General features: G+C 73.5%; 16 protein-coding genes and 2 pseudogenes. 8 read left to right on the top strand and 10 right to left on the bottom strand.

The window, feature by feature from the left end:
• Positions 1 to 59 precede the first annotated feature (59 nt).
• Together ACFW6P_RS25300 and ACFW6P_RS25295 are read right to left on the bottom strand one after the other, a co-directional pair.
• A complete protein-coding gene (locus ACFW6P_RS25300; RefSeq protein ID WP_386424885.1) occupies positions 60 to 2,075 on the bottom strand; it encodes an FAD-dependent oxidoreductase in 2,016 nt (671 codons plus the stop codon).
• A gap of 290 nt (positions 2,076 to 2,365) precedes the next feature.
• Entirely contained in the window at positions 2,366 to 2,737 is a 372-nt protein-coding gene (locus tag ACFW6P_RS25295; RefSeq protein ID WP_386353486.1) for a hypothetical protein, read from the bottom strand.
• 250 nt (positions 2,738 to 2,987) lie between these two features.
• Here ACFW6P_RS25295 and ACFW6P_RS25290 point away from each other — a divergent pair, with 250 nt between their 5' ends.
• A complete protein-coding gene (locus tag ACFW6P_RS25290; protein WP_386353488.1) occupies positions 2,988 to 5,066 on the top strand; it encodes a SpoIIE family protein phosphatase in 2,079 nt (692 codons plus the stop codon).
• Positions 5,067 to 5,102: 36 nt separating this feature from the next.
• On the opposite strand, the gene ACFW6P_RS25285 is transcribed toward ACFW6P_RS25290, so the two are convergent.
• Entirely contained in the window at positions 5,103 to 5,897 is a 795-nt protein-coding gene (locus ACFW6P_RS25285) for a putative protein N(5)-glutamine methyltransferase (protein ID WP_386353490.1), read from the bottom strand.
• Between the two features lie 306 nt (positions 5,898 to 6,203).
• Between ACFW6P_RS25285 and ACFW6P_RS25280 the strand changes: the two genes are divergently transcribed.
• From ACFW6P_RS25280 to ACFW6P_RS25265, 4 genes are all read left to right on the top strand, one after another.
• Positions 6,204 to 6,629 (top strand): MarR family winged helix-turn-helix transcriptional regulator, encoded by a 426-nt coding sequence (locus ACFW6P_RS25280; protein ID WP_386353543.1) that lies wholly within the window; start codon positions 6,204 to 6,206, stop codon positions 6,627 to 6,629.
• A gap of 66 nt (positions 6,630 to 6,695) precedes the next feature.
• Positions 6,696 to 7,301 (top strand): sulfite oxidase-like oxidoreductase, encoded by a 606-nt coding sequence (locus ACFW6P_RS25275; RefSeq protein WP_386353492.1) that lies wholly within the window; start codon positions 6,696 to 6,698, stop codon positions 7,299 to 7,301.
• A complete protein-coding gene (locus ACFW6P_RS25270; protein ID WP_386424883.1) occupies positions 7,294 to 8,049 on the top strand; it encodes a ferredoxin reductase in 756 nt (251 codons plus the stop codon). Before ACFW6P_RS25275 ends, ACFW6P_RS25270 begins: the two co-directional genes overlap by 8 nt.
• A gap of 273 nt (positions 8,050 to 8,322) precedes the next feature.
• The gene (locus ACFW6P_RS25265) at positions 8,323 to 9,144 is read left to right on the top strand and encodes an alpha/beta fold hydrolase (protein WP_386424880.1); all 822 of its coding nucleotides are present in this window, start codon (positions 8,323 to 8,325) and stop codon (positions 9,142 to 9,144) included.
• A 73-nt stretch (positions 9,145 to 9,217) separates the two neighbouring features.
• Here the strand turns inward: ACFW6P_RS25265 and ACFW6P_RS25260 are convergent, their stop codons facing one another.
• Both ACFW6P_RS25260 and ACFW6P_RS25255 read right to left on the bottom strand, forming a co-directional pair.
• Positions 9,218 to 9,943, bottom strand: coding sequence for a class I SAM-dependent methyltransferase (locus ACFW6P_RS25260; RefSeq protein WP_386353498.1), 726 nt, complete (start codon positions 9,941 to 9,943; stop codon positions 9,218 to 9,220).
• 4 nt (positions 9,944 to 9,947) lie between these two features.
• Positions 9,948 to 10,511, bottom strand: coding sequence for a PadR family transcriptional regulator (locus ACFW6P_RS25255; protein ID WP_386424878.1), 564 nt, complete (start codon positions 10,509 to 10,511; stop codon positions 9,948 to 9,950).
• 76 nt (positions 10,512 to 10,587) lie between these two features.
• Here ACFW6P_RS25255 and ACFW6P_RS25250 point away from each other — a divergent pair, with 76 nt between their 5' ends.
• The 3 genes and pseudogenes from ACFW6P_RS25250 (at position 10,588) to ACFW6P_RS25240 (ending at position 12,729) form a co-directional block, all read left to right on the top strand.
• Positions 10,588 to 10,986: a nuclear transport factor 2 family protein gene (locus ACFW6P_RS25250; protein WP_386353502.1), complete on the top strand. Its 399-nt coding sequence runs from the start codon at positions 10,588 to 10,590 to the stop codon at positions 10,984 to 10,986.
• A 198-nt stretch (positions 10,987 to 11,184) separates the two neighbouring features.
• A pseudogene (locus ACFW6P_RS25245) lies at positions 11,185 to 11,406 on the top strand (transcription termination factor Rho); the annotation flags it as partial.
• Positions 11,407 to 11,553: 147 nt separating this feature from the next.
• Positions 11,554 to 12,729, top strand: a complete 1,176-nt coding sequence (locus tag ACFW6P_RS25240) for a D-alanyl-D-alanine carboxypeptidase family protein (RefSeq protein ID WP_386353504.1) — start codon at positions 11,554 to 11,556, stop codon at positions 12,727 to 12,729.
• Between the two features lie 115 nt (positions 12,730 to 12,844).
• On the opposite strand, the gene ACFW6P_RS25235 is transcribed toward ACFW6P_RS25240, so the two are convergent.
• The 5 genes and pseudogenes from ACFW6P_RS25235 to ACFW6P_RS25215 form a co-directional block, all read right to left on the bottom strand.
• Entirely contained in the window at positions 12,845 to 13,768 is a 924-nt protein-coding gene (locus tag ACFW6P_RS25235) for a glutaminase (protein ID WP_386353506.1), read from the bottom strand.
• Between the two features lie 46 nt (positions 13,769 to 13,814).
• Positions 13,815 to 14,567 (bottom strand): annotated as a pseudogene (locus ACFW6P_RS25230) (lyase family protein); the annotation flags it as partial.
• 127 nt (positions 14,568 to 14,694) lie between these two features.
• Entirely contained in the window at positions 14,695 to 15,711 is a 1,017-nt protein-coding gene (locus ACFW6P_RS25225) for an asparaginase (RefSeq protein ID WP_386353544.1), read from the bottom strand.
• Between the two features lie 32 nt (positions 15,712 to 15,743).
• On the bottom strand, positions 15,744 to 15,935 hold the full coding sequence (locus tag ACFW6P_RS25220) for a hypothetical protein (RefSeq protein ID WP_386424875.1): 192 nt from the start codon (positions 15,933 to 15,935) through the stop codon (positions 15,744 to 15,746).
• Positions 15,932 to 16,621 carry a FadR/GntR family transcriptional regulator gene (locus tag ACFW6P_RS25215; RefSeq protein WP_386424904.1) on the bottom strand — a complete coding sequence of 230 codons (690 nt, stop codon included), beginning with the start codon at positions 16,619 to 16,621 and terminating at the stop codon, positions 15,932 to 15,934. The genes ACFW6P_RS25220 and ACFW6P_RS25215 overlap by 4 nt, the downstream gene beginning before the upstream one ends.
• Positions 16,622 to 16,853 lie beyond the last annotated feature (232 nt).

The raw sequence follows: 16,853 nt of genomic DNA, 5'->3' as shown, positions 1-16,853 counted from the left end.
CCTAGGGACGGGCCGCGGTGCCTCGAGGGGCTGTCGCCAGACTCCCGTCGTCGCTGGAACTAGAGGGCCGCGGCAAGCTCCGTGCCCTGCTTGATGGCGCGCTTGGCGTCCAGTTCCGCAGCCACGTCGGCGCCGCCGATGAGGTGGGCGCTGCGCCCGGCGGCGAGCAGCTCGTCGTAGAGGCCGCGGCGGGGATCCTGGCCGGTGCAGAGCACGATCGTGTCGACCTCGAGGACCGTGCTCTCCTCGCCGACGGTGAGGTGCAGTCCGGCGTCGTCGATGCGGTCGTAGCGCACTCCCGGGACCATGGTGACGCCGCGGTGCTTGAGTTCGGTGCGGTGGATCCAGCCGGTGGTCTTGCCGAGGCCGGCGCCGACCTTGGACGTCTTGCGCTGGAGCAGGTGGACGGTGCGCGGCGGGGCGGGCCGCTCGGGTGCGGCGAGGCCGCCGGGGCCGCGGTAGTCCATGTCGACGCCCCACTGGCGGAAGTACGTCCGCGGGTCCTCGTGGGCCTTGTCGCCCCCGTCGGTGAGGAACTCGGCGACGTCGAAGCCGATACCGCCCGCGCCGAGGATGGCGACCCGGTCGCCGACGGGGGCGCCGTCGCGGAGCACGTCGAGGTAGCCGAGGACGCTCGGGTGGTCCACGCCCGGGATCCCGGGGATCCGGGGGGTGACGCCGGTGGCGACGACGACCTCGTCGAAGCCGTCGAGGCCGGTGGCCGTGACGTGCCTGTTCAGCCGGACGTCGACGCCGTGCCAGTCGAGCTGCGTGCGGAAGTAGCGCAGCGTCTCGTCGAACTCCTGCTTGCCGGGCACCTTGCGGGCGACGTTGAGCTGGCCGCCGATCTCGCTCGCGGCGTCGAACAGCGTCACCTCGTGCCCGCGCTCTGCGGCGGAGACCGCGCAGGCCAGTCCGGCCGGTCCGGCGCCGACGACCGCGACGCGCTTGCGCAGCCGGGTCGGGGACAGCACCAGCTCGGTCTCGTGGCAGGCGCGCGGGTTGACCAGGCAGGACGTGATCAGGCCGCTGAAGGTGTGGTCGAGGCAGGCCTGGTTGCAGCCGATGCAGGTGTTGATCGCCTCGGGGCGGCCGGCCTCGGCCTTGGTGACGAAGTCGGGATCGGCGAGCATCTGGCGGGCCATGGACACCATGTCGGCCGCGCCCTCGGCGAGCAGTTCCTCGGCGAGCTCGGGGGTGTTGATGCGGTTGGTGGTGACCAGGGGGACGGACACCTCGCCCATGAGCCGCTTGGTGACCCAGGTGTAGGCGCCGCGCGGCACGGAGGTCGCGATGGTGGGGATGCGGGCCTCGTGCCAGCCGATGCCGGTGTTGATGATCGTCGCCCCGGCGGACTCGACCGCCTTGGCCAGCGTGATCACCTCGTCCAGGGTCGAGCCGCCGGGGACCAGGTCGAGCATGGACAGCCGGTAGATGACGATGAAGTCCTCGCCGACCGCCTCGCGCACCCGGCGCACGATCTCCAGCGGGAAGCGCGTGCGGTTCTCGTACGAGCCGCCCCAGCGGTCGGTGCGCTGGTTGGTCTGCAGGGCGATGAACTCGTTGATGAGGTAGCCCTCGGAGCCCATGATCTCGACGCCGTCGTAGCCGGCCTGCCGGGCGAGGCGGGCGGCCCGGACGTAGTCCTCGATCGTGCGCTCGACGTCGGCGTCGGTGAGCTCGCGGGGCGGGAAGGGGCTGATGGGCGCCTGGAGGGGGCTGGGGGCGACCAGGTCCTTGTGGTAGGCGTAGCGGCCGAAGTGCAGGATCTGCATCGCGATGCGCCCGCCGGCGCGGTGGACGGCGTCGGTGATGACGCGGTGCTGCCCGGCCTCCGCCTCGGTGGTGAGCTTGGCGCCGGCCTCGTAGGGCCGCCCCTCGTCGTTGGGGGCGATGCCGCCGGTGACGATGAGGCCCACTCCGCCGCGGGCGCGGGCGGCGTAGAAGGCGGCCATGCGCGCGAACCCGCCCTCGGCCTCCTCCAGGCCTACGTGCATCGAGCCCATGAGGACCCGGTTGGGCAGGGTGGTGAAGCCCAGGTCGAGGGGGCTCAGCAGGTGCGGGTAACGGCTCATCGGGCCCTCCGTGCGCGGTGTCGTGCCTGTAGTTGTAGAGGACTACCGCAGGTTTGTGCAACTAGTTGCACAAGGGGGTGAGGGAGGGCACAGCAGGGCCTCCACCGTGGAGGCGTTTCACTCGACCGGCCGGAGGGCTCACGGGGCGCGCGCCTCCGGGCACTACGGCTGCCGGACGGGGCAGTGGGCCGAGGTCACTCAGGTGGCGGAGCGGCGCCGTACCGGGTGGATGAAGGACGAGCAGCGGGCGGACCCGCGCCTACGGGCCGGGTACGGCCGGCCCGTCGCGCTCACCGGCTCCGCAGGCGTGCGTGCAGTTCCTCCTCCTGGTCCCCGGAGGCCGTGCTCAGGTCGTGCACGTCGAACAGCGAGTCCAGGGTGGTCCGCAGCCGTTCGACGGCCCAGTACCCGCCGTACAGGTCGGCGTCGACCGAGGAGGACAGCCGGGCGCCGGGGCGTGCGCCCTCGTGCGCGTCGGCGACGTCGAAGGTGCCGAGCCACACGGTCGGACGGGTCTCGTCGCGTTCCTCGGGGACGTCGTCGGCGCACCGGTCGGACTCGAAGCACGCGCACAGCGTGTCGAACACGACCCGGGCGTCCTGCCTGCTGCACCCGCTGATCTCGACCGAGACGGAGTGGGGGTGCGCTCGCTCCTGGTTCATGACCATCGTGACCGCTCCTCTCGTGGCGCCACGCCGCCGTACCCGCCCCTACCCAGCAAAGCACCACCTTCCGGGGAGCACTACCGGCGGTGACGCCGCCATGAGGGCGACGCTGCGGGGCGGCGCGTACCGGGGTGGGGGATTCTGGAAGGTGACGGAAGGAGCCTCGGAGGAACGGCTCCGCGCGGTAGAACTGGGGTGTAGGCACCGTGGCGGCGTGCCGCGAGGAACGGCGAAGGCGGGGCGTGGGATGAGTGCGACCAGGTCTCCCGGAGCCGAGGGCGACCGGCCGGACGGCGGGTCGGCGCGCCCGAGCGGGCTGCTCGACGTCCTGCGCGTGGCCTCGGTGGTCCTCGACTCCGCGGGCCGCATCGTGCTGTGGAGCCCGCAGGCCGAGGAGCTGTTCGGGTACGAGGCGCAGGAGGCGCTCGGCCAGTACGCCGCCCGGATCATGGTCCACGAGCAGCACGTCGACCTCGTGGTGAAGCTGTTCGCCGACGTCATGGGCACGGGGCAGAGCTGGGCCGGGGCGTTCCCCGTCCGCGGCAAGGACGGCAGCACCCGGTTCGTGGAGTTCCGCACCATGCGGTTGCTGGACGACCAGGGCGACGTCTACGCGCTCGGGCTGTGCGCCGACCAGTCGACCGTGCACCGGCTGGAGCGGGAGGTCGCGCTGTCGACGAGAATGATCGCCCAGTCGCCCATCGGGCTGGCGGTGCTGGACACCGGCCTCCGGTACGTCTCGGTCAACCCCGCGCTGGAGGTCATCAACGGCATCCCGGCCGAGGAGCACCTGGGCCGCACGGTCCGCGAGGTGCTGCCGCGGATGGACGTCGAGGCCCTGGAGGCCGCGGCGCGCGGGGTCCTGGAGACCGGCCGGCCGGTCGTCGACCAGTCCACCATCGGCCGCACCCCGGCCGACCCGCAGCAGGACCACGCCTGGTCGGTTTCGCTGTACCGGCTGGAGAACGCCTTCGGGACGGTGCTGGGCGTGGCCTTCGCGGTCGTCGACGTCACCGAGCAGTACCGGGCGGGCATCGAGGCCGAGGCGGCGCGGCGGCGGCTGGCGCTCATCGCGGACGCCTCGGGACGGATCGGCACCACCCTGGACCTGGACCACACGGCCCGCGAGCTCGCCGGGGTGGCCGTGCCGGAACTCGCCGACATCGCCGCCGTCGGTCTCCTGGACGCCGTGGTGCAGGGCCGGCAGGCCAGTCTCGGGCCGGCGGAGTCGGCGGTGATCCGGGCCCTGGCGGTCCAGGGGTACGAATCGGCCGAGGCACTGGAGGCGGCCGACCCTCCCGGGCGGGTGGCCCGGTACGCTCCGGACCGGCTCGTCACCCAGTGCGTGCGCACGGCACGGCCGGTGATGCTGCCGGAGGTCCAGGACGAGGACCTGGCGCGCATCGCCCGTTCACCCGAGGCCGCCCGGCTGCTGGGCCGGGCCGGGGTGCACTCCTATCTGGCGGTGCCGCTGATCGCGCGGGGCGAGGTGCTGGGCGCCCTCGACCTCAAGCGCACCCGCAATCCGCTGCCGTTCACCGAGGACGACCTGCTGCTGGCGCGCGAGCTGGCGGCCCGGGCCGCCGTGCAGATCGACAACGCCCGCTGGTACCAGAGCGCCCGGGATACCGCGCTCACCCTGCAGCGCAGCCTGCTGCCCAGTCATCCGCCGGTGACGGGCGGCCTGGAGGTCGCCTCCCGCTACCAGCCGGCCGGGGCCACGAGCGAGGTCGGCGGTGACTGGTTCGACGTGATCCCGCTGGAGGGCAGCAGGACCGCGCTCGTCGTGGGGGACGTGATGGGCAGCGGCATCCCCGCGGCGGCGGCCATGGGGCGGCTGCGTACGGCGACCAACACACTGGCCCCCCTGGGTCTCGACCCGGACGTGCTCCTGGAGCACCTCGACCGGATCACCGCGGGCCTGGAGCAGGCCATCGCGACCTGCGTCTACGCCGTCCACGACCCGCATCGGCGGGAGTGCCGGATCGCCAACGCCGGGCATCTGCCGCCGGTGCGCCTGCGGGCCGGGCGGCGCCCGGAGCTGCTCGAACTGCCGACCGGGGTGCCGCTCGGCGTGGGCGGGGTCTCCTTCTCCACGACCACCGTCGACCTGGACCCCGGCGACCGGCTGGTGTTCTACACCGACGGCCTGGTCGAGACCCGGCGCGATCCGCTGGACGAGCGGCTCGACACGCTGCTGTCCCTGCTCGGCGGGCCGGACCGCCCGCTGGAGGAGGTCTGCGACGAGCTGCTGCGTACGCTCCACGAGCCGGACAACTTCGACGACGTGGCGCTGCTGATCGCGCGGGCCACGACGCCAGGCTGACACGGCACGCCCCTGTCCCTCCGGGACGCCGACGGCCTACGGGGCCACACCGATCACCACGTGGGCGTACCGCTCCTCCGAGACGGCCGGACGCGCCGTCAGACCGCCGCGCGCGAAGGCGTCCACCGCCGTCGGGGCCTGGTGGCGGCTCGTCTCCACCAGGACGCAGCCTCCCGGCGCGAGCCAGTGGCGCGCCCCGGCCGCGACGCGCCGCAGGACGTCGAGGCCGTCCGTACCGCCGTCGAGGGCGACCAGCGGTTCGTGGTCGCGGGCCTCCTGCGGCAGCAGCCCGATCTCGTCGCTGGGAACGTACGGCACGTTGGCCGCGAGAATGCCGATCCGGCCGCGCAGCTCGACGGGCAGCGCCTCGAACAGGTCGCCCTGGTGGACGCGGCCCCCGAAGGCGGCGACGTTGCCGCGGGCGCAGTCCACGGCGGCCGGGTCGATGTCGGCGGCGTGCAGTTCGACGCGGCCGAGCCTGGCGGCCAGGGCGGCGCCCACGGCACCCGAGCCGCAGCACAGGTCCACCACGACGGTGGCCCCGGGAGCCTGCGCCAGGGCCTGCTCCACCAGGAACTCGGTTCTGCGGCGCGGCACGAAGACGCCGGGCGCGACGGTGATGCGCAGGCCCCTGAACTCGGCCCAGCCGACGACGAGTTCGAGCGGCGTTCCGCTGACGCGGCGCGCCACCATGGCGGCCGTCTCGGCCGGGGTGCGCGCGGTGGTGAGGATCAGGTCGGCCTCGTCCTCGGCGAAGACGCAGCCCGCCGCGCGCAGGGCGGCGGCGACGGAGTCACGGGACGAGGGCGGGACGGAGGAGACAGACGGCATGGAAGCCCAGAGCCTTTCGAGAACCGAAGGGCGCTCCGGCGGTCGCCTAGGGCCGGCGATCCGCGCGACATCGGACGGTGAGCACCCGAGCTGACACAGCGGTAATGGGTCTCACCTCCCGGCGTCGTGGCGGCCGGGTCCGTCCACAGCCGGCGGCAACCCTACCCGACGGCCCCGGTGCCCGGCACGGCCCCGGCGGCGGTCCGTGCCCGCGGGCGCGTGGTTGGGTCATGCAACCATGGAGGGAGCAGGCAGCGAGGGAGGTCCCGTGCACCCGCCGACGCCGTGGAGACCATCCAGCGGGAGATGACGGTCTTCGCCCGCCGTGCCCGTGCCCTGGCCGGACGCATGCACCCCGAGCTGTCGCTGGTGTCGTACGCGCTGCTGGGGCACCTGGAGGAGAGCGGCGAGTGCAGCGCCACCGACCTGGCCGCCCACTACGCCCTGGACAAGTCCACCGTCAGCCGCCAGGTCAGCGCCCTGGAGCGCGCCGGGCTCGTCGAGCGCCGGTCCGACGCGCGGGACCACCGCGTCCAGGTGGTGCACCTGACGCGGGACGGGCGGCGCGTCCTGGCCCGGGTCACCGAGCGGCGGCGGGCGGCGTTCCGGGAGCGGCTGGCGCACTGGCCGGCGGAGGACCTGTCGCGGTTCGCCGACTACCTGGTGCGCTACGACGCGGGATCCGGCGCGGGGCCCGGCCCGCGGGGGCAGGACCACCGCACGTACGGTTGAGTACGCAATCACCGAGCACAGCCGCCCGGCGGGGCACCGTCGGTCCGGTCCGGAGGCACCACAGCCATGCACATCACCCGAGGCTTCACGGGGCGGCCGCGCGTCGCCGACCCCGGTCTGCCGCCCGGCCAGTACGACGCCCGCGACGACTGGCCCGTCCTGTCCGCCGAGGTCACCCCCGACCTCGCGCCGGCCGACTGGACGTTCCGTGTCGACGGACTGGTCGAGGAACCGCGCACCTGGGGCTGGGAGGAGGCGCACCGGCTGCCGCCGTCGGCGTACGAGGGCGCCATCCACTGTGTGACGGGCTGGTCGAGGTTCGGGACGCGGTTCTCGGGCGTGTCCCTGGACGCGTTCCTCGACGCGGTGCGGCCCCGGGCATCGGCGACCCACGCCGTGTCCTACGCGCACACCGGCTACACCGCGAACCTCCCGCTCGCCGACCTGACCGGAGGGCGCGCCTGGATCGCGTGGGAGAGCGACGGGGAGCCGCTCGCCCCGGAGCACGGCGGCCCCGCGCGGCTGCTGGTGCCGCACCTGTACTTCTGGAAGAGCACCAAGTGGATCGCGGGCCTGCGGATCCTCGACCACGACGAGCCGGGCTTCTGGGAGCGCAACGGCTACCACGAGCGGGGCAACCCCTGGGAGGAACAGAGGTACTCCGGTGACTGAGACCTTCGTGCCCCCCACCCGGTTCGCCGTGCCCGGGCGCATCGCCGTCGGCGAGCAGGCCGCGTCCGTGTGGCAGACCGCCACGCTCACCGGGATCCGCCGCGAGACCCCGCGGGTGTCGACGTTCCGGTTCGCCGTGCCCGGCTGGCCGGGTCATCTGCCCGGGCAGCACCTGATGGTGCGGCTGACCGCCGAGGACGGCTACACGGCCCAGCGCCACTACTCGATCGCGTCCGCGCCCGACGATGCAGGGCACGTCGAACTGACCCTGGATCACGTCGACGGCGGCGAGGTGTCGGGCTGGTTCCACACCGTGGCCCGGCCCGGCGACCGGGTCGAGATGCGAGGGCCGGTGAGCGGCTTCTTCGCCTGGCCCGGCGACCGGCCCGCGCTGCTGATCGGCGCCGGCTCCGGCGTCGTGCCGCTGATGTCGATGGTCCGGCACCACCGGGCGCGCGACCTGGAGATGCCGGTGCGGCTGCTGGTGTCCGCGCGCAGCCCCGAGGACCTCATCTACGCGCGGGAGTTGGGCCCCGAGACGACGTCCGTCTTCACCCGGAGCGCGCCGGAGGGCGTCGCGGTGGGACGTATGGCCGCCGCACATGTGGCACCGCTCCTGGCGGAGCAGCCTCCCGGTGGGTGGGAGGCCTATGTGTGCGGCTCCAACTCCTTCGCCGAGCACGCCTCCCGGCTGCTGATGACGGCCGGTCAGCCCGTGGACCGCATCCGGATCGAACGCTTCGGCTGACCTCGCCGGGTGTCCCCTCAGCCGGTGCTGTCGCGCTGCGGCGCCCTCCGGCGGCGGGGAACGGCGCACCCGGGCCGGCCCGGTGTTTCGCCGGGGTACGCCCACCCGCTGGAGATCACCGACCTGGTGGTGGACGGGCAACAGGAAGCGCTGGTGTTCACCCTGCCGTGCGGGGGCTTGGCCGGGCCGGGGCCGGATGTCCGGTCGGCGCGATGCCGCGATCACGGCGATCATCGAGGGACGGCAGTGCCGCCTCGCACCGAAGGGACCCCCATGAGCACGTTCACGACCTCCGACGGCACCGGGATCTACTACAAGGACTGGGGCGAGGGCCAGCCCGTGGTGTTCAGCCACGGGTGGCCCCTCAACGCGGACGCGTGGGACGGCCAGGCCCGCCTGGCCGCCGAGCACGGCTTCCGCGCGATCACCCACGACCGGCGCGGCCACGGCCGCTCCGGACAGCCGTGGCGGGGGAACCACATGGACCGGTACGCCGACGACCTGGCCGAGCTGATCGAGGCCCTGGACCTGCGCGACGCCGTCCTGGTGGGTCACTCGACCGGCGGTGGTGAGGTCGTGCGCTACATGGGCCGGCACGGCACCGGCCGGGTCGCCAAGGCCGTGCTGCTGGGCGCGGTACCGCCGCTGATGCTGCGCACGGACGCCAACCCGGAGGGAACCCCGAAGGACGTCTTCGACCGGATCCGCGCCGCCGTGGCGACCGACCGCTCGCAGTTCTACTGGGAGCTCAGCGAGAGCTTCTACGGCTTCAACCGGCCCGGGGCCGCCGTCTCGGAGGGCATGCGGCGCGCGTTCTGGATGTGGAGCATGCAGGCCGGGCTGAAGGGCGCCTACGACTGCGTCGAGCAGTTCTCGGAGACGGACTTCACCGAGGACCTGCGGCGCATCGACGTGCCGACGCTCGTCGCGCACGGCGACGACGACCAGATCGTGCCGATCACGGCGGCGGCGCACCGGACCGCGCAACTCGTCGGGAACGCGACGCTCAAGGTGTACGAGGGCGCCCCGCACGGCCTGGTCGGGGACTTCGAGCAGGCGTTCAACGACGACCTGCTGAACTTCCTGCGGGGGTGACCAGGGGCTGTCGTCACACTCCCGGGAGGGCGTGCCAGGCGTCACGGGGCAGACGGGAGTGCGACGACAGCCCTCAGCCCGGCAGCCGGGCGACCACGAGCCGCACCCGCGGACTGCCGTCCGTCCGCCGCCCGAACTCCTCCAGGGCGTGCAGTTCCACCCGGAAGGCCGCTACCGTGAGCTCGCGGCGCACGTCCCCGAGGCGGAACGCTCGGTAGTACATGACGAACGGGGGCCGCCACAGCGCGTTGCGGACCCGCATGACCGTGTCGAAGCCGAGCCGCGTCCAATAGCCGGGCGAGCCCGGGTGGGCCGGCGCCATCAGCGGAAACGCGAAGCGGCCGCCCGGGCGCAGCACGGAACGGACCTGTGTGAACAGCCGGGGCAGCTCGCGCGGCAGGAAGTGCCCGAAGGCGCCGAAGCTCACCACCAGGTCGAAGGCGGGTCCGAAGGGCAGGGCGCGGGCGTCCGCCCGCACCCAGCAGACGGGCGGCCCCGCGGGCCGGACCCGCTCCCGGGCGACGTCGAGCATGCCCGCGCTGAAGTCGACGCCCGTGACGCGCTCGCGGCACACCCGCGCCAGCACGCCGGCCCCCGCGCCGGTGCCGCAGCACAGGTCGAGGCCGGTACCGAAGGGCCCCATCCCCCGCAGGGCCGAACCGACGGCGTCGAGGACCGCGTCGGACGTCCGGAAGGGGGTGTGGTCGAACTTCGGCGCGAGGAGGTCGTAGCCGCGCTCGACGGACGACAGCGCCTGGACGGCGAGCTCGCGCAGGGTGGGGCCTTCGGGGCTGAACATCGGCTCAGCCTAGAGGAGCACGCTGTCGCACCACGTCGCGTACGCGTTCGCACCAGCGGAGGTTCTCCTCCTCGAAGGCGATGCCGCCCATCAGCGTGAGGTAGGGGCCGACGCGGTCGGCCTCCCGGAGGTACTCCTCCTCGTCACGGCCGGCCAGCAGACGGTCGCGGACGCGCTGGTAGCGGGCGAGTTTGCCGCGGGACCAGGCCGCGCGCTCCTCGATGAGCGCGCTGACCGCCTCGGGGTCCGCGGCGTCCATGGCCTGGATCTTGATGAGGAGTTCGTCGCGGATGGCGGTGGGGCGCCGGGGCGGTGTGGCGGCGAAGGCACACAGGTCCTCCCGGCCCTTGACGGTCAGCATGAACATCCGCTTGTCGGGCCGCCGCTCCTGACGCACGACCCGGGACTCGACCAGGCCGTCCCGCTCGAGGCGCTCCAACTCCCGGTAGAGCTGCTGCGGGGTCGAGGCCCAGAAGTTGGCCAGGGACACGTCGAAGACCTTGGACAGCTCGTAACCCGAGGCCTCCCCCTCCAGGAGAGCGGCCAGCACGGCGTACTTCAGCGACATGTGGACACCGTACCAACCGTTGACTAATGTGATGCGCACCTAATCAATTAGTTGACCATGTAGTGAGGCGGTTCCGATGCGTGCATTCCGTGAGGCGGTCGAGGCGCAGGACCTCGACGCCGCCGAGGCGCTGCTGGCGCCGGACGTCGTCTTCACCAGCCCGGTCGTGTTCAAGCCGTACACCGGGAAGCCGATCACGGCGGCGATCCTGCGCGCCGTCGCGGACGTCTTCCAGGACTTCCGCTACGTGCGCGAGATCAACGACGCGAACGGGCGCGACCACGCCCTGGTCTTCACCGCCCGCGTGGGTGAGCGGGAGGTCAACGGCTGCGACTTCGTCCACGTCGGCGACGACGGGCTCATCGACGAGTTCACGGTGATGGTGCGCCCGCTGTCCGGGGCCCAGGCGCTCGCGGCCGCCATGGGCGAGCGGTTCGAGCGGATCGCCGAGGAGGCGCGCGCCCGCACGCTCTGAGCGGCACGCCCGGCACTCCCCTTTCCGCGGTCCTCCCGCTGCCAGCGCCCCGTTCGCGGCGGGATGTCCGCATGCCGTCCGCCGAGGACGACCGGCTGATGCGCGCCGGCCGGGCGAGCCGGCACGCCCGCACGTCCCGTCCACCTCGCCGGCCGCTTCTACGGCCTCGACCAGGACCTCGATCCCGAGCGCTGGTTCGCCCGCAGCGTGTTCCCGGCCGTCGACATCGTCCCCTCCGGCACCCGCCGCGAAGAACTCCTGGTGCCCGCGGCCGAGCTGACGGCCCTTCACGGTCTGCGCCGCGTGCTGCAGAACCGCGACGGGCAGGGCGCCCTGGAGACGCTGCTGGAGCGGATGCGCCAGACGCCGGACAACGCGACGTTCCTGGGGCGCATCCATCCGACGCTTCCCACGGACTGACGCGGTACGGACGGGGGTGGCGTGGGCCCCCTAGGCGCCCGTCCGGTCGGCCGTCCGGCGCTCCGCCCGTGCGGCATCCGGGTGCTCGCCCGCGGGCGACGGCCCCGCCGACACCCTGCGCAGCGGAAGCATTCCTACGTTGATCATATGATCCTCGGATTCTCTTCCCGGGTGGCCGTGTCGGCCGGTGCGCTCTGCGCGGCGGGACTCCTGTCCGTGATGCCCGCCGCGGCGGCCGGCTCCGGCAGGGTGGAGCCCACCGTGCCGGCCGTGCCGGGGGCCGCCGCCCCGCATCCGTCGCTGCTGTACCGGCCCGGCGTCCACGTCCGCCCGGGGGCCGGGACACCCCGTGTCCCGAAGGTCTCCGCCCTGTCCTGGCTGGTGGCCGACGCCCGCACCGGCGAAGTCCTCGCCGCCCACAACGCGCACCGCAGGCTGCCGCCGGCCAGCACCCTCAAGACGCTGTTCGCGATCACCGTGCTGCCGTCCCTGCCCGCGGGCATCCAGCACACGGTCCACCCACGGGAGCTGCGCGGCATCGGGGACGGCAGCAGTCTGGTCGGGGTCGCCGAGGGCCGTACGTACCAGGTCGCCGACCTGTGGCGCGGCGTCTTCCTCAACTCCGGCAACGACGCCGTGCACGTCCTGGCCGAACTCAACGGCGGCTGGCGGGCGACGGCGGAGCGGATGCAGGCCAGGGCCCGTGCGCTGGGCGCCCTCGACACGCGCGTGGTCTCCCCGGACGGCTACGACGCGCCGGGCCAGGTCTCCTCGGCGTACGACCTGGCCGTCTTCGGCCGGGTGGGCCTGCGCAACCCGGACTTCGCGCGGTACTGCGCCACCGTCGAGGCGCAGTTCCCGGCCGGCGGCGGTACGTCGTACCCCATCCGCAACACCAACCGGCTGCTGAGCGGAGCCCGAGGGGTGGAGCCCTACCCGGGGTTGATCGGCATCAAGAACGGCTACACCAGCAAGGCCGGCAACACGCTCGTCGCCGCGGCGCGCCGGGACGGGCGCACCCTCGTGGTGACGGTGATGAACCCGCAGGAGGGCGGCGGCTCGGTCGTCTACGAGGAGGCCCGCTCCCTGCTGGACTGGGGCTTCCGGTCGGCCGGGACGGTCGAAGCGGTGGGCTCGCTCGGCCCGTCGCGGCCCGGCGGCCGTCCCGAGACGACGCCCCCGCCCGCCGTCGCCGCGGCCGTGTCGAAGCATCCCGGGTCCGTCTGGACGGACGCCGCGCTGATCGCGGGGGCCGCCGGGCTGGGCGGCGTCGTCGTGGTGCTGGTGCTGCGGATCCCGGTGCGCGGGCCCGGACAGAGCTGACCGGACCGGCCGGCGGGCGGCCGCCGCACCGACGCGGGACCTGATCCCCCCGGCGCCCGGCCGGCGGCGCTGCCCGCGCCCGCGCACGCGGCGCCTCAGAAGCGCACGCGACGCCTCAGAAGACGGAGAGGCCGGTGAGGGTCGTGAACCGGTCGAGTGCCGCCACGCCCGCCACCGAGTTGCCCCGTTCGTCCAGGCCGGGGCTCCACACGCACAGCGTGCAGCGGCCCGGGACGACCGCGATGATGCCGCCGCCCACGCCGCTCTTGCCGGGAAGTCCCACGCGGTAGGCGAAGTCGCCGGCCGCGTCGTACGTGCCGCAGGTGAGCATGATCGCGTTGATCTGCTTGGCCTGGCTGCGCGTGAGCAGGCGGCTGCCGTCGGCGCGGATGCCGTGGCGGGCCAGGAAGGTGGTGGCCAGGGCGAGATCGGCGCAGGAGGCGCTGATCGAGCACTGCCGGAAGTACTGCTCGAGGAGGGTCGGGACCGGGTTGTCGATGTTGCCGTACGAGGCCATGAAGTGCGCCAGGGCGGCATTGCGGTTTCCGTGGGCCGACTCGGAGGCGGCGATCTCCTCGTCGAAGGTCAGGTCCGTGCTGCCGCTCTCCGCCCGCAGGAACGCCAGCAGTTCCCCCGAGGCGTCGCCGGTGCGGGTGTGCAGCCGGTCCGTGACGACGAGGGCGCCGGCGTTGATGAACGGGTTGCGCGGGATGCCGTTCTCGTACTCCAGCTGCACCAGGGAGTTGAAGGGGTTGCCGGAGGGCTCGCGGCCCACGTGCTCCCACAGGGCGTCGCCCTCGCGGGCGAGGTCCAGGGCGAGGGTGAAGACCTTGGTGATCGACTGGATGGAGAACGGCTGCCGCCAGTCCCCCACTCCGTACACCGTGCCGTCCGGTTCGGCGACGGCCATGCCGAACCGGCGGGGGTCGCAGGCGGCGAGCGCCGGGATGTAGTCCGCGGGCCGGCCGCGGCCGGGTGTCCGCTCGATCTCCTCGGCGATGCGCTCCAGGACCGGCTCGAAGGTCGTCGACGATGCCATGATCACTATTCTCCCTCGCTGCCGGTCCCGGTGCGTCCACGGTGGTTCAGGCCCGGGCCGGGCCGCTGCCGGCCAGGACCTCGGGGCGGAGCAGGCCGGCGAGGGTCTCGGCGGGGAGCAGGCCCTTCTCCAGGACGAATTCGGCCACGCCGCGGCCGGTGGCGAGCCCCTCCTTGGCGATGTCGGCGGCTGGGGTGCGGCCGAGGTGCGGGTTGAGGGCGGTGACCAGGCCGATGGAGTTCTCGACGGCCGCGCGCAGCGCCTCGGTGGTGGCGGTGCTGCCCGCGACGCAGCGCTCGGCCAGCGTCACGCAGGCGTTCCGCAGGTGCGTGACGGACTCGGACAGGGAGTGCAGGATGATCGGCTCGAAGGCGTTGAGCTGGAGCTGCCCCGCCTCGGCGGCCATGGTGATGGGGACGTCGTTGCCGATGACCTCGAAGGCGACCTGGTTGACGACCTCGGGGATGACCGGGTTGACCTTGCCGGGCATGATCGACGAACCGGCCTGGACGGGCGGCAGGTTGATCTCGCCGAGGCCGGCGCGTGGGCCGGAGGACAGCAGGCGCAGGTCGTTGCAGCTCTTGGAGAGCTTGACGGCGATGCGCTTGAGCACGCCGGACATCTGCACGAAGGCGCCGCAGTCCTGGGTCGCCTCGACCAGGTCGGCCGCCGTGACCAGGGGCAGGCCGGTGAGGGCCGCGAGGTGGCGGCGGGCCAACTCGGCGTAGCCGGCGGGGGCGTCGAGGCCGGTGCCGATGGCCGTGGCGCCCAGGTTGATCTCATGGATCAACTGGACGGCGGCGGTCATGAGGGGAGGGTTCCCTTTTCCGAGGAGTGAGGGTGGACGAGCGCCCCGTCAGGGGCGCGGGGAACGGCGCGATCGGCCACGGAAGACCCGGGGCGGCCGTGGAGGATCCGGCACGTGCTCAGGCGCGGGCGGCACCGGCGAGGGGTTCCAGCGAGTGAGCGGGCCGCACCCTCCCGACCTCCCGGCCGCCCCCGAGCAGCGGCTCGCCCGCGAACTGCGTGAGCAGCTCCGGGTCGACACCCGCGCGGGCGAGTGCGGCGGCGGCCACCGGCACCCGCGCCCGGTTCGCCCCGTCGGCGATCTTCACCGCCACGGCCCGCCCGTCGGGCAGCGCGGCGACCTGCACGCCCTCGAAGCCGTCCTTGGTGAGCAGGCCCGGCACGGCCCGCATGAGCGCCGCGACGTCCCGGCCGGAGCCGGAGGCCATCTCGGCGTGCTCGCGCACCGCGTCGGCGACCCGGACCTCGGGGGTGCCCGGGGCCTCGGTGGTGATCCGGGCGGTGGCGCGGGCCAGGCCGTGCAGCGAGACCGCGAACAGGGGCGCGCCGCAGCCGTCCACCGTGACGCGGGCGACGCGCTGCCCGGTGAGGTCCTCGACGATCTCGGCGATGGCCTGCTGGAGTGGGTGTCCCGGGTCGAGGTAGCTGTCCAGCGGCCAGCCGTTCAGGGCGCAGGTGTAGAGCATGGCGGCGTGCTTGCCGGAGCAGTTCTGCGCGAGCCGGGAGGGCGGCCGGCCCTCGCGTACCCAGGTGTCCCGCACGACCGGGTCGTACGGCAGGTCCGGGACGTTGCGCAGATGCGCCTCGGTGAGTCCGGCGCGTTCGAGGATGCGCCGGGCTCCGGCGAGGTGGCGTTCCTCGCCGGAGTGGCTGGCCGCGGTCAGCGACAGCAGCTCGCCGTCGAGGGGCAGCCCGGCCCGCACCATGGCCACGGCCTGGACGGGCTTGAGCGCGGAGCGCGGGTAGAAGGCGGCCTCGGTGTCCCCGATCCGGAGCCGGACCTCTCCGCCGGCGTCGAGGACGACGACGGAGCCGTAGTGGGTGCCTTCGACGATTCCGCCGCGGACGAGGTGGGCGACGGGGGCGTGGACGGGTTCACGGACAAGGGGTGGGTCCGCGGGTGAACTGCTGTACATCACTGCCTGCTTCTCGTGGAGCGGCGCGTCGGTCACGCGCCGGCACCGGTGGTGGACTGGTGGGCGACACGGCCGCGGACGGCGAACCGTCCCGCTCCGGTGCCGATGGCCCCGACGACGGCGATCACGTCGACGCGCCGGGACTTCAGGGACCTGCTGTAGTCCGCGGCGCCGGCACGGACGGAACGTTTCTTCGCTCCCGCGTGCACGGACTGCTCGCTCACGCCTCGGGACCGCCTTCCGTGGGGGTTTCCGTGGGGGCGTCCGTGCGCGCGGAACGCACGATGTCGGTGAGGGTCGTCTCGACCCGGTCGAGGTGATGGGCCATGGCCTCCACCGCGTCGTTCTCGGAACCGTCGGTCAGCGCCTCGACGATCGCCCGGTGCTCGCGGTTGGACTGCTCGCGGCGTCCGCCCAGCTCGTTGAGGAAGGCGGACTGGCGGGCCAGTGCGTCCCGGATCTCCTCGATGACCCGCCGGAACACCGGGTTCTGGGCGGCCTCGGCCACGCCGAGGTGGAACAGCGTGTCCATCGCGACCCAGACGGTCGTGTCCGTCTCCCGCTCCATCCGGTCCAGCAGGTGGGCCAGGTGGTCGAGGTTCTCCGGGGTGCGGCGCAGGGCCGCGTAGCCGGCGACCGGGATCTCGACGTGGCGGCGCACCTCCAGCAGGTCGCTGGCCGAGTAGTCGCCGAAGGTGGGGTCCTCGACGGCGCCGGCGACGACGAAGGTGCCCTTGCCCGTCCGGGACACGGTCAGGCCCATGGTCTGCAGCGCCCGCAGCGCCTCGCGCAGCACGGGGCGGGAGACCTCCAGGGTGCGGCACAGCTCCGCCTCGGAGGGGAGCTTGTCGCCGATGGCGTACTCGCCGCGTTCGATGGCGCCGCGCAGATGCGCCAGCACCGCTTCCATGGCGCTGACGCGTCGCACGGGCTGTCCGGCTGTCCGGCTGTCTGACAGGTTCACGAGGGTGATCGTGCGGGGCGGGAGAGGTGGCTGTCAAGGGCGGACGGCGGACGCAGGGCAAGCCGGAGGCGCGCGGCCGGCCTGCCGGCTCCCCGGGCGGCGGTGCCGGACAGCTGTGCAGCACCCGGCATCCGAGGACGGCGGCCTGACCGACGCTGACGACGCTCGCGGGACCCGG

This window comes from Streptomyces sp. NPDC058741, from assembly GCF_042746715.1.
In the GTDB taxonomy this organism is placed as follows: Bacteria; Actinomycetota; Actinomycetes; order Streptomycetales; family Streptomycetaceae; genus Streptomyces.
Note: the sequence above shows the minus strand (reverse complement) of the source record. Positions and strands in the feature narration are given on the sequence as shown.

Coding starts and splice junctions, on each gene's coding strand:
- ACFW6P_RS25300 (WP_386424885.1), bottom strand. CDS start 2,075: ATGAGCCGTTACCCGCACCTGCTGAGCCCCCTCGACCTGGGCTTCACC.
- ACFW6P_RS25295 (WP_386353486.1), bottom strand. CDS start 2,737: ATGAACCAGGAGCGAGCGCACCCCCACTCCGTCTCGGTCGAGATCAGC.
- ACFW6P_RS25290 (WP_386353488.1), top strand. CDS start 2,988: ATGAGTGCGACCAGGTCTCCCGGAGCCGAGGGCGACCGGCCGGACGGC.
- ACFW6P_RS25285 (WP_386353490.1), bottom strand. CDS start 5,897: ATGCCGTCTGTCTCCTCCGTCCCGCCCTCGTCCCGTGACTCCGTCGCC.
- ACFW6P_RS25280 (WP_386353543.1), top strand. CDS start 6,204: ATGACGGTCTTCGCCCGCCGTGCCCGTGCCCTGGCCGGACGCATGCAC.
- ACFW6P_RS25275 (WP_386353492.1), top strand. CDS start 6,696: ATGCACATCACCCGAGGCTTCACGGGGCGGCCGCGCGTCGCCGACCCC.
- ACFW6P_RS25265 (WP_386424880.1), top strand. CDS start 8,323: ATGAGCACGTTCACGACCTCCGACGGCACCGGGATCTACTACAAGGAC.
- ACFW6P_RS25260 (WP_386353498.1), bottom strand. CDS start 9,943: ATGTTCAGCCCCGAAGGCCCCACCCTGCGCGAGCTCGCCGTCCAGGCG.
- ACFW6P_RS25255 (WP_386424878.1), bottom strand. CDS start 10,511: ATGTCGCTGAAGTACGCCGTGCTGGCCGCTCTCCTGGAGGGGGAGGCC.
- ACFW6P_RS25250 (WP_386353502.1), top strand. CDS start 10,588: ATGCGTGCATTCCGTGAGGCGGTCGAGGCGCAGGACCTCGACGCCGCC.
- ACFW6P_RS25240 (WP_386353504.1), top strand. CDS start 11,554: ATGATCCTCGGATTCTCTTCCCGGGTGGCCGTGTCGGCCGGTGCGCTC.
- ACFW6P_RS25235 (WP_386353506.1), bottom strand. CDS start 13,768: ATGGCATCGTCGACGACCTTCGAGCCGGTCCTGGAGCGCATCGCCGAG.
- ACFW6P_RS25225 (WP_386353544.1), bottom strand. CDS start 15,711: ATGTACAGCAGTTCACCCGCGGACCCACCCCTTGTCCGTGAACCCGTC.
- ACFW6P_RS25215 (WP_386424904.1), bottom strand. CDS start 16,621: ATGGAAGCGGTGCTGGCGCATCTGCGCGGCGCCATCGAACGCGGCGAG.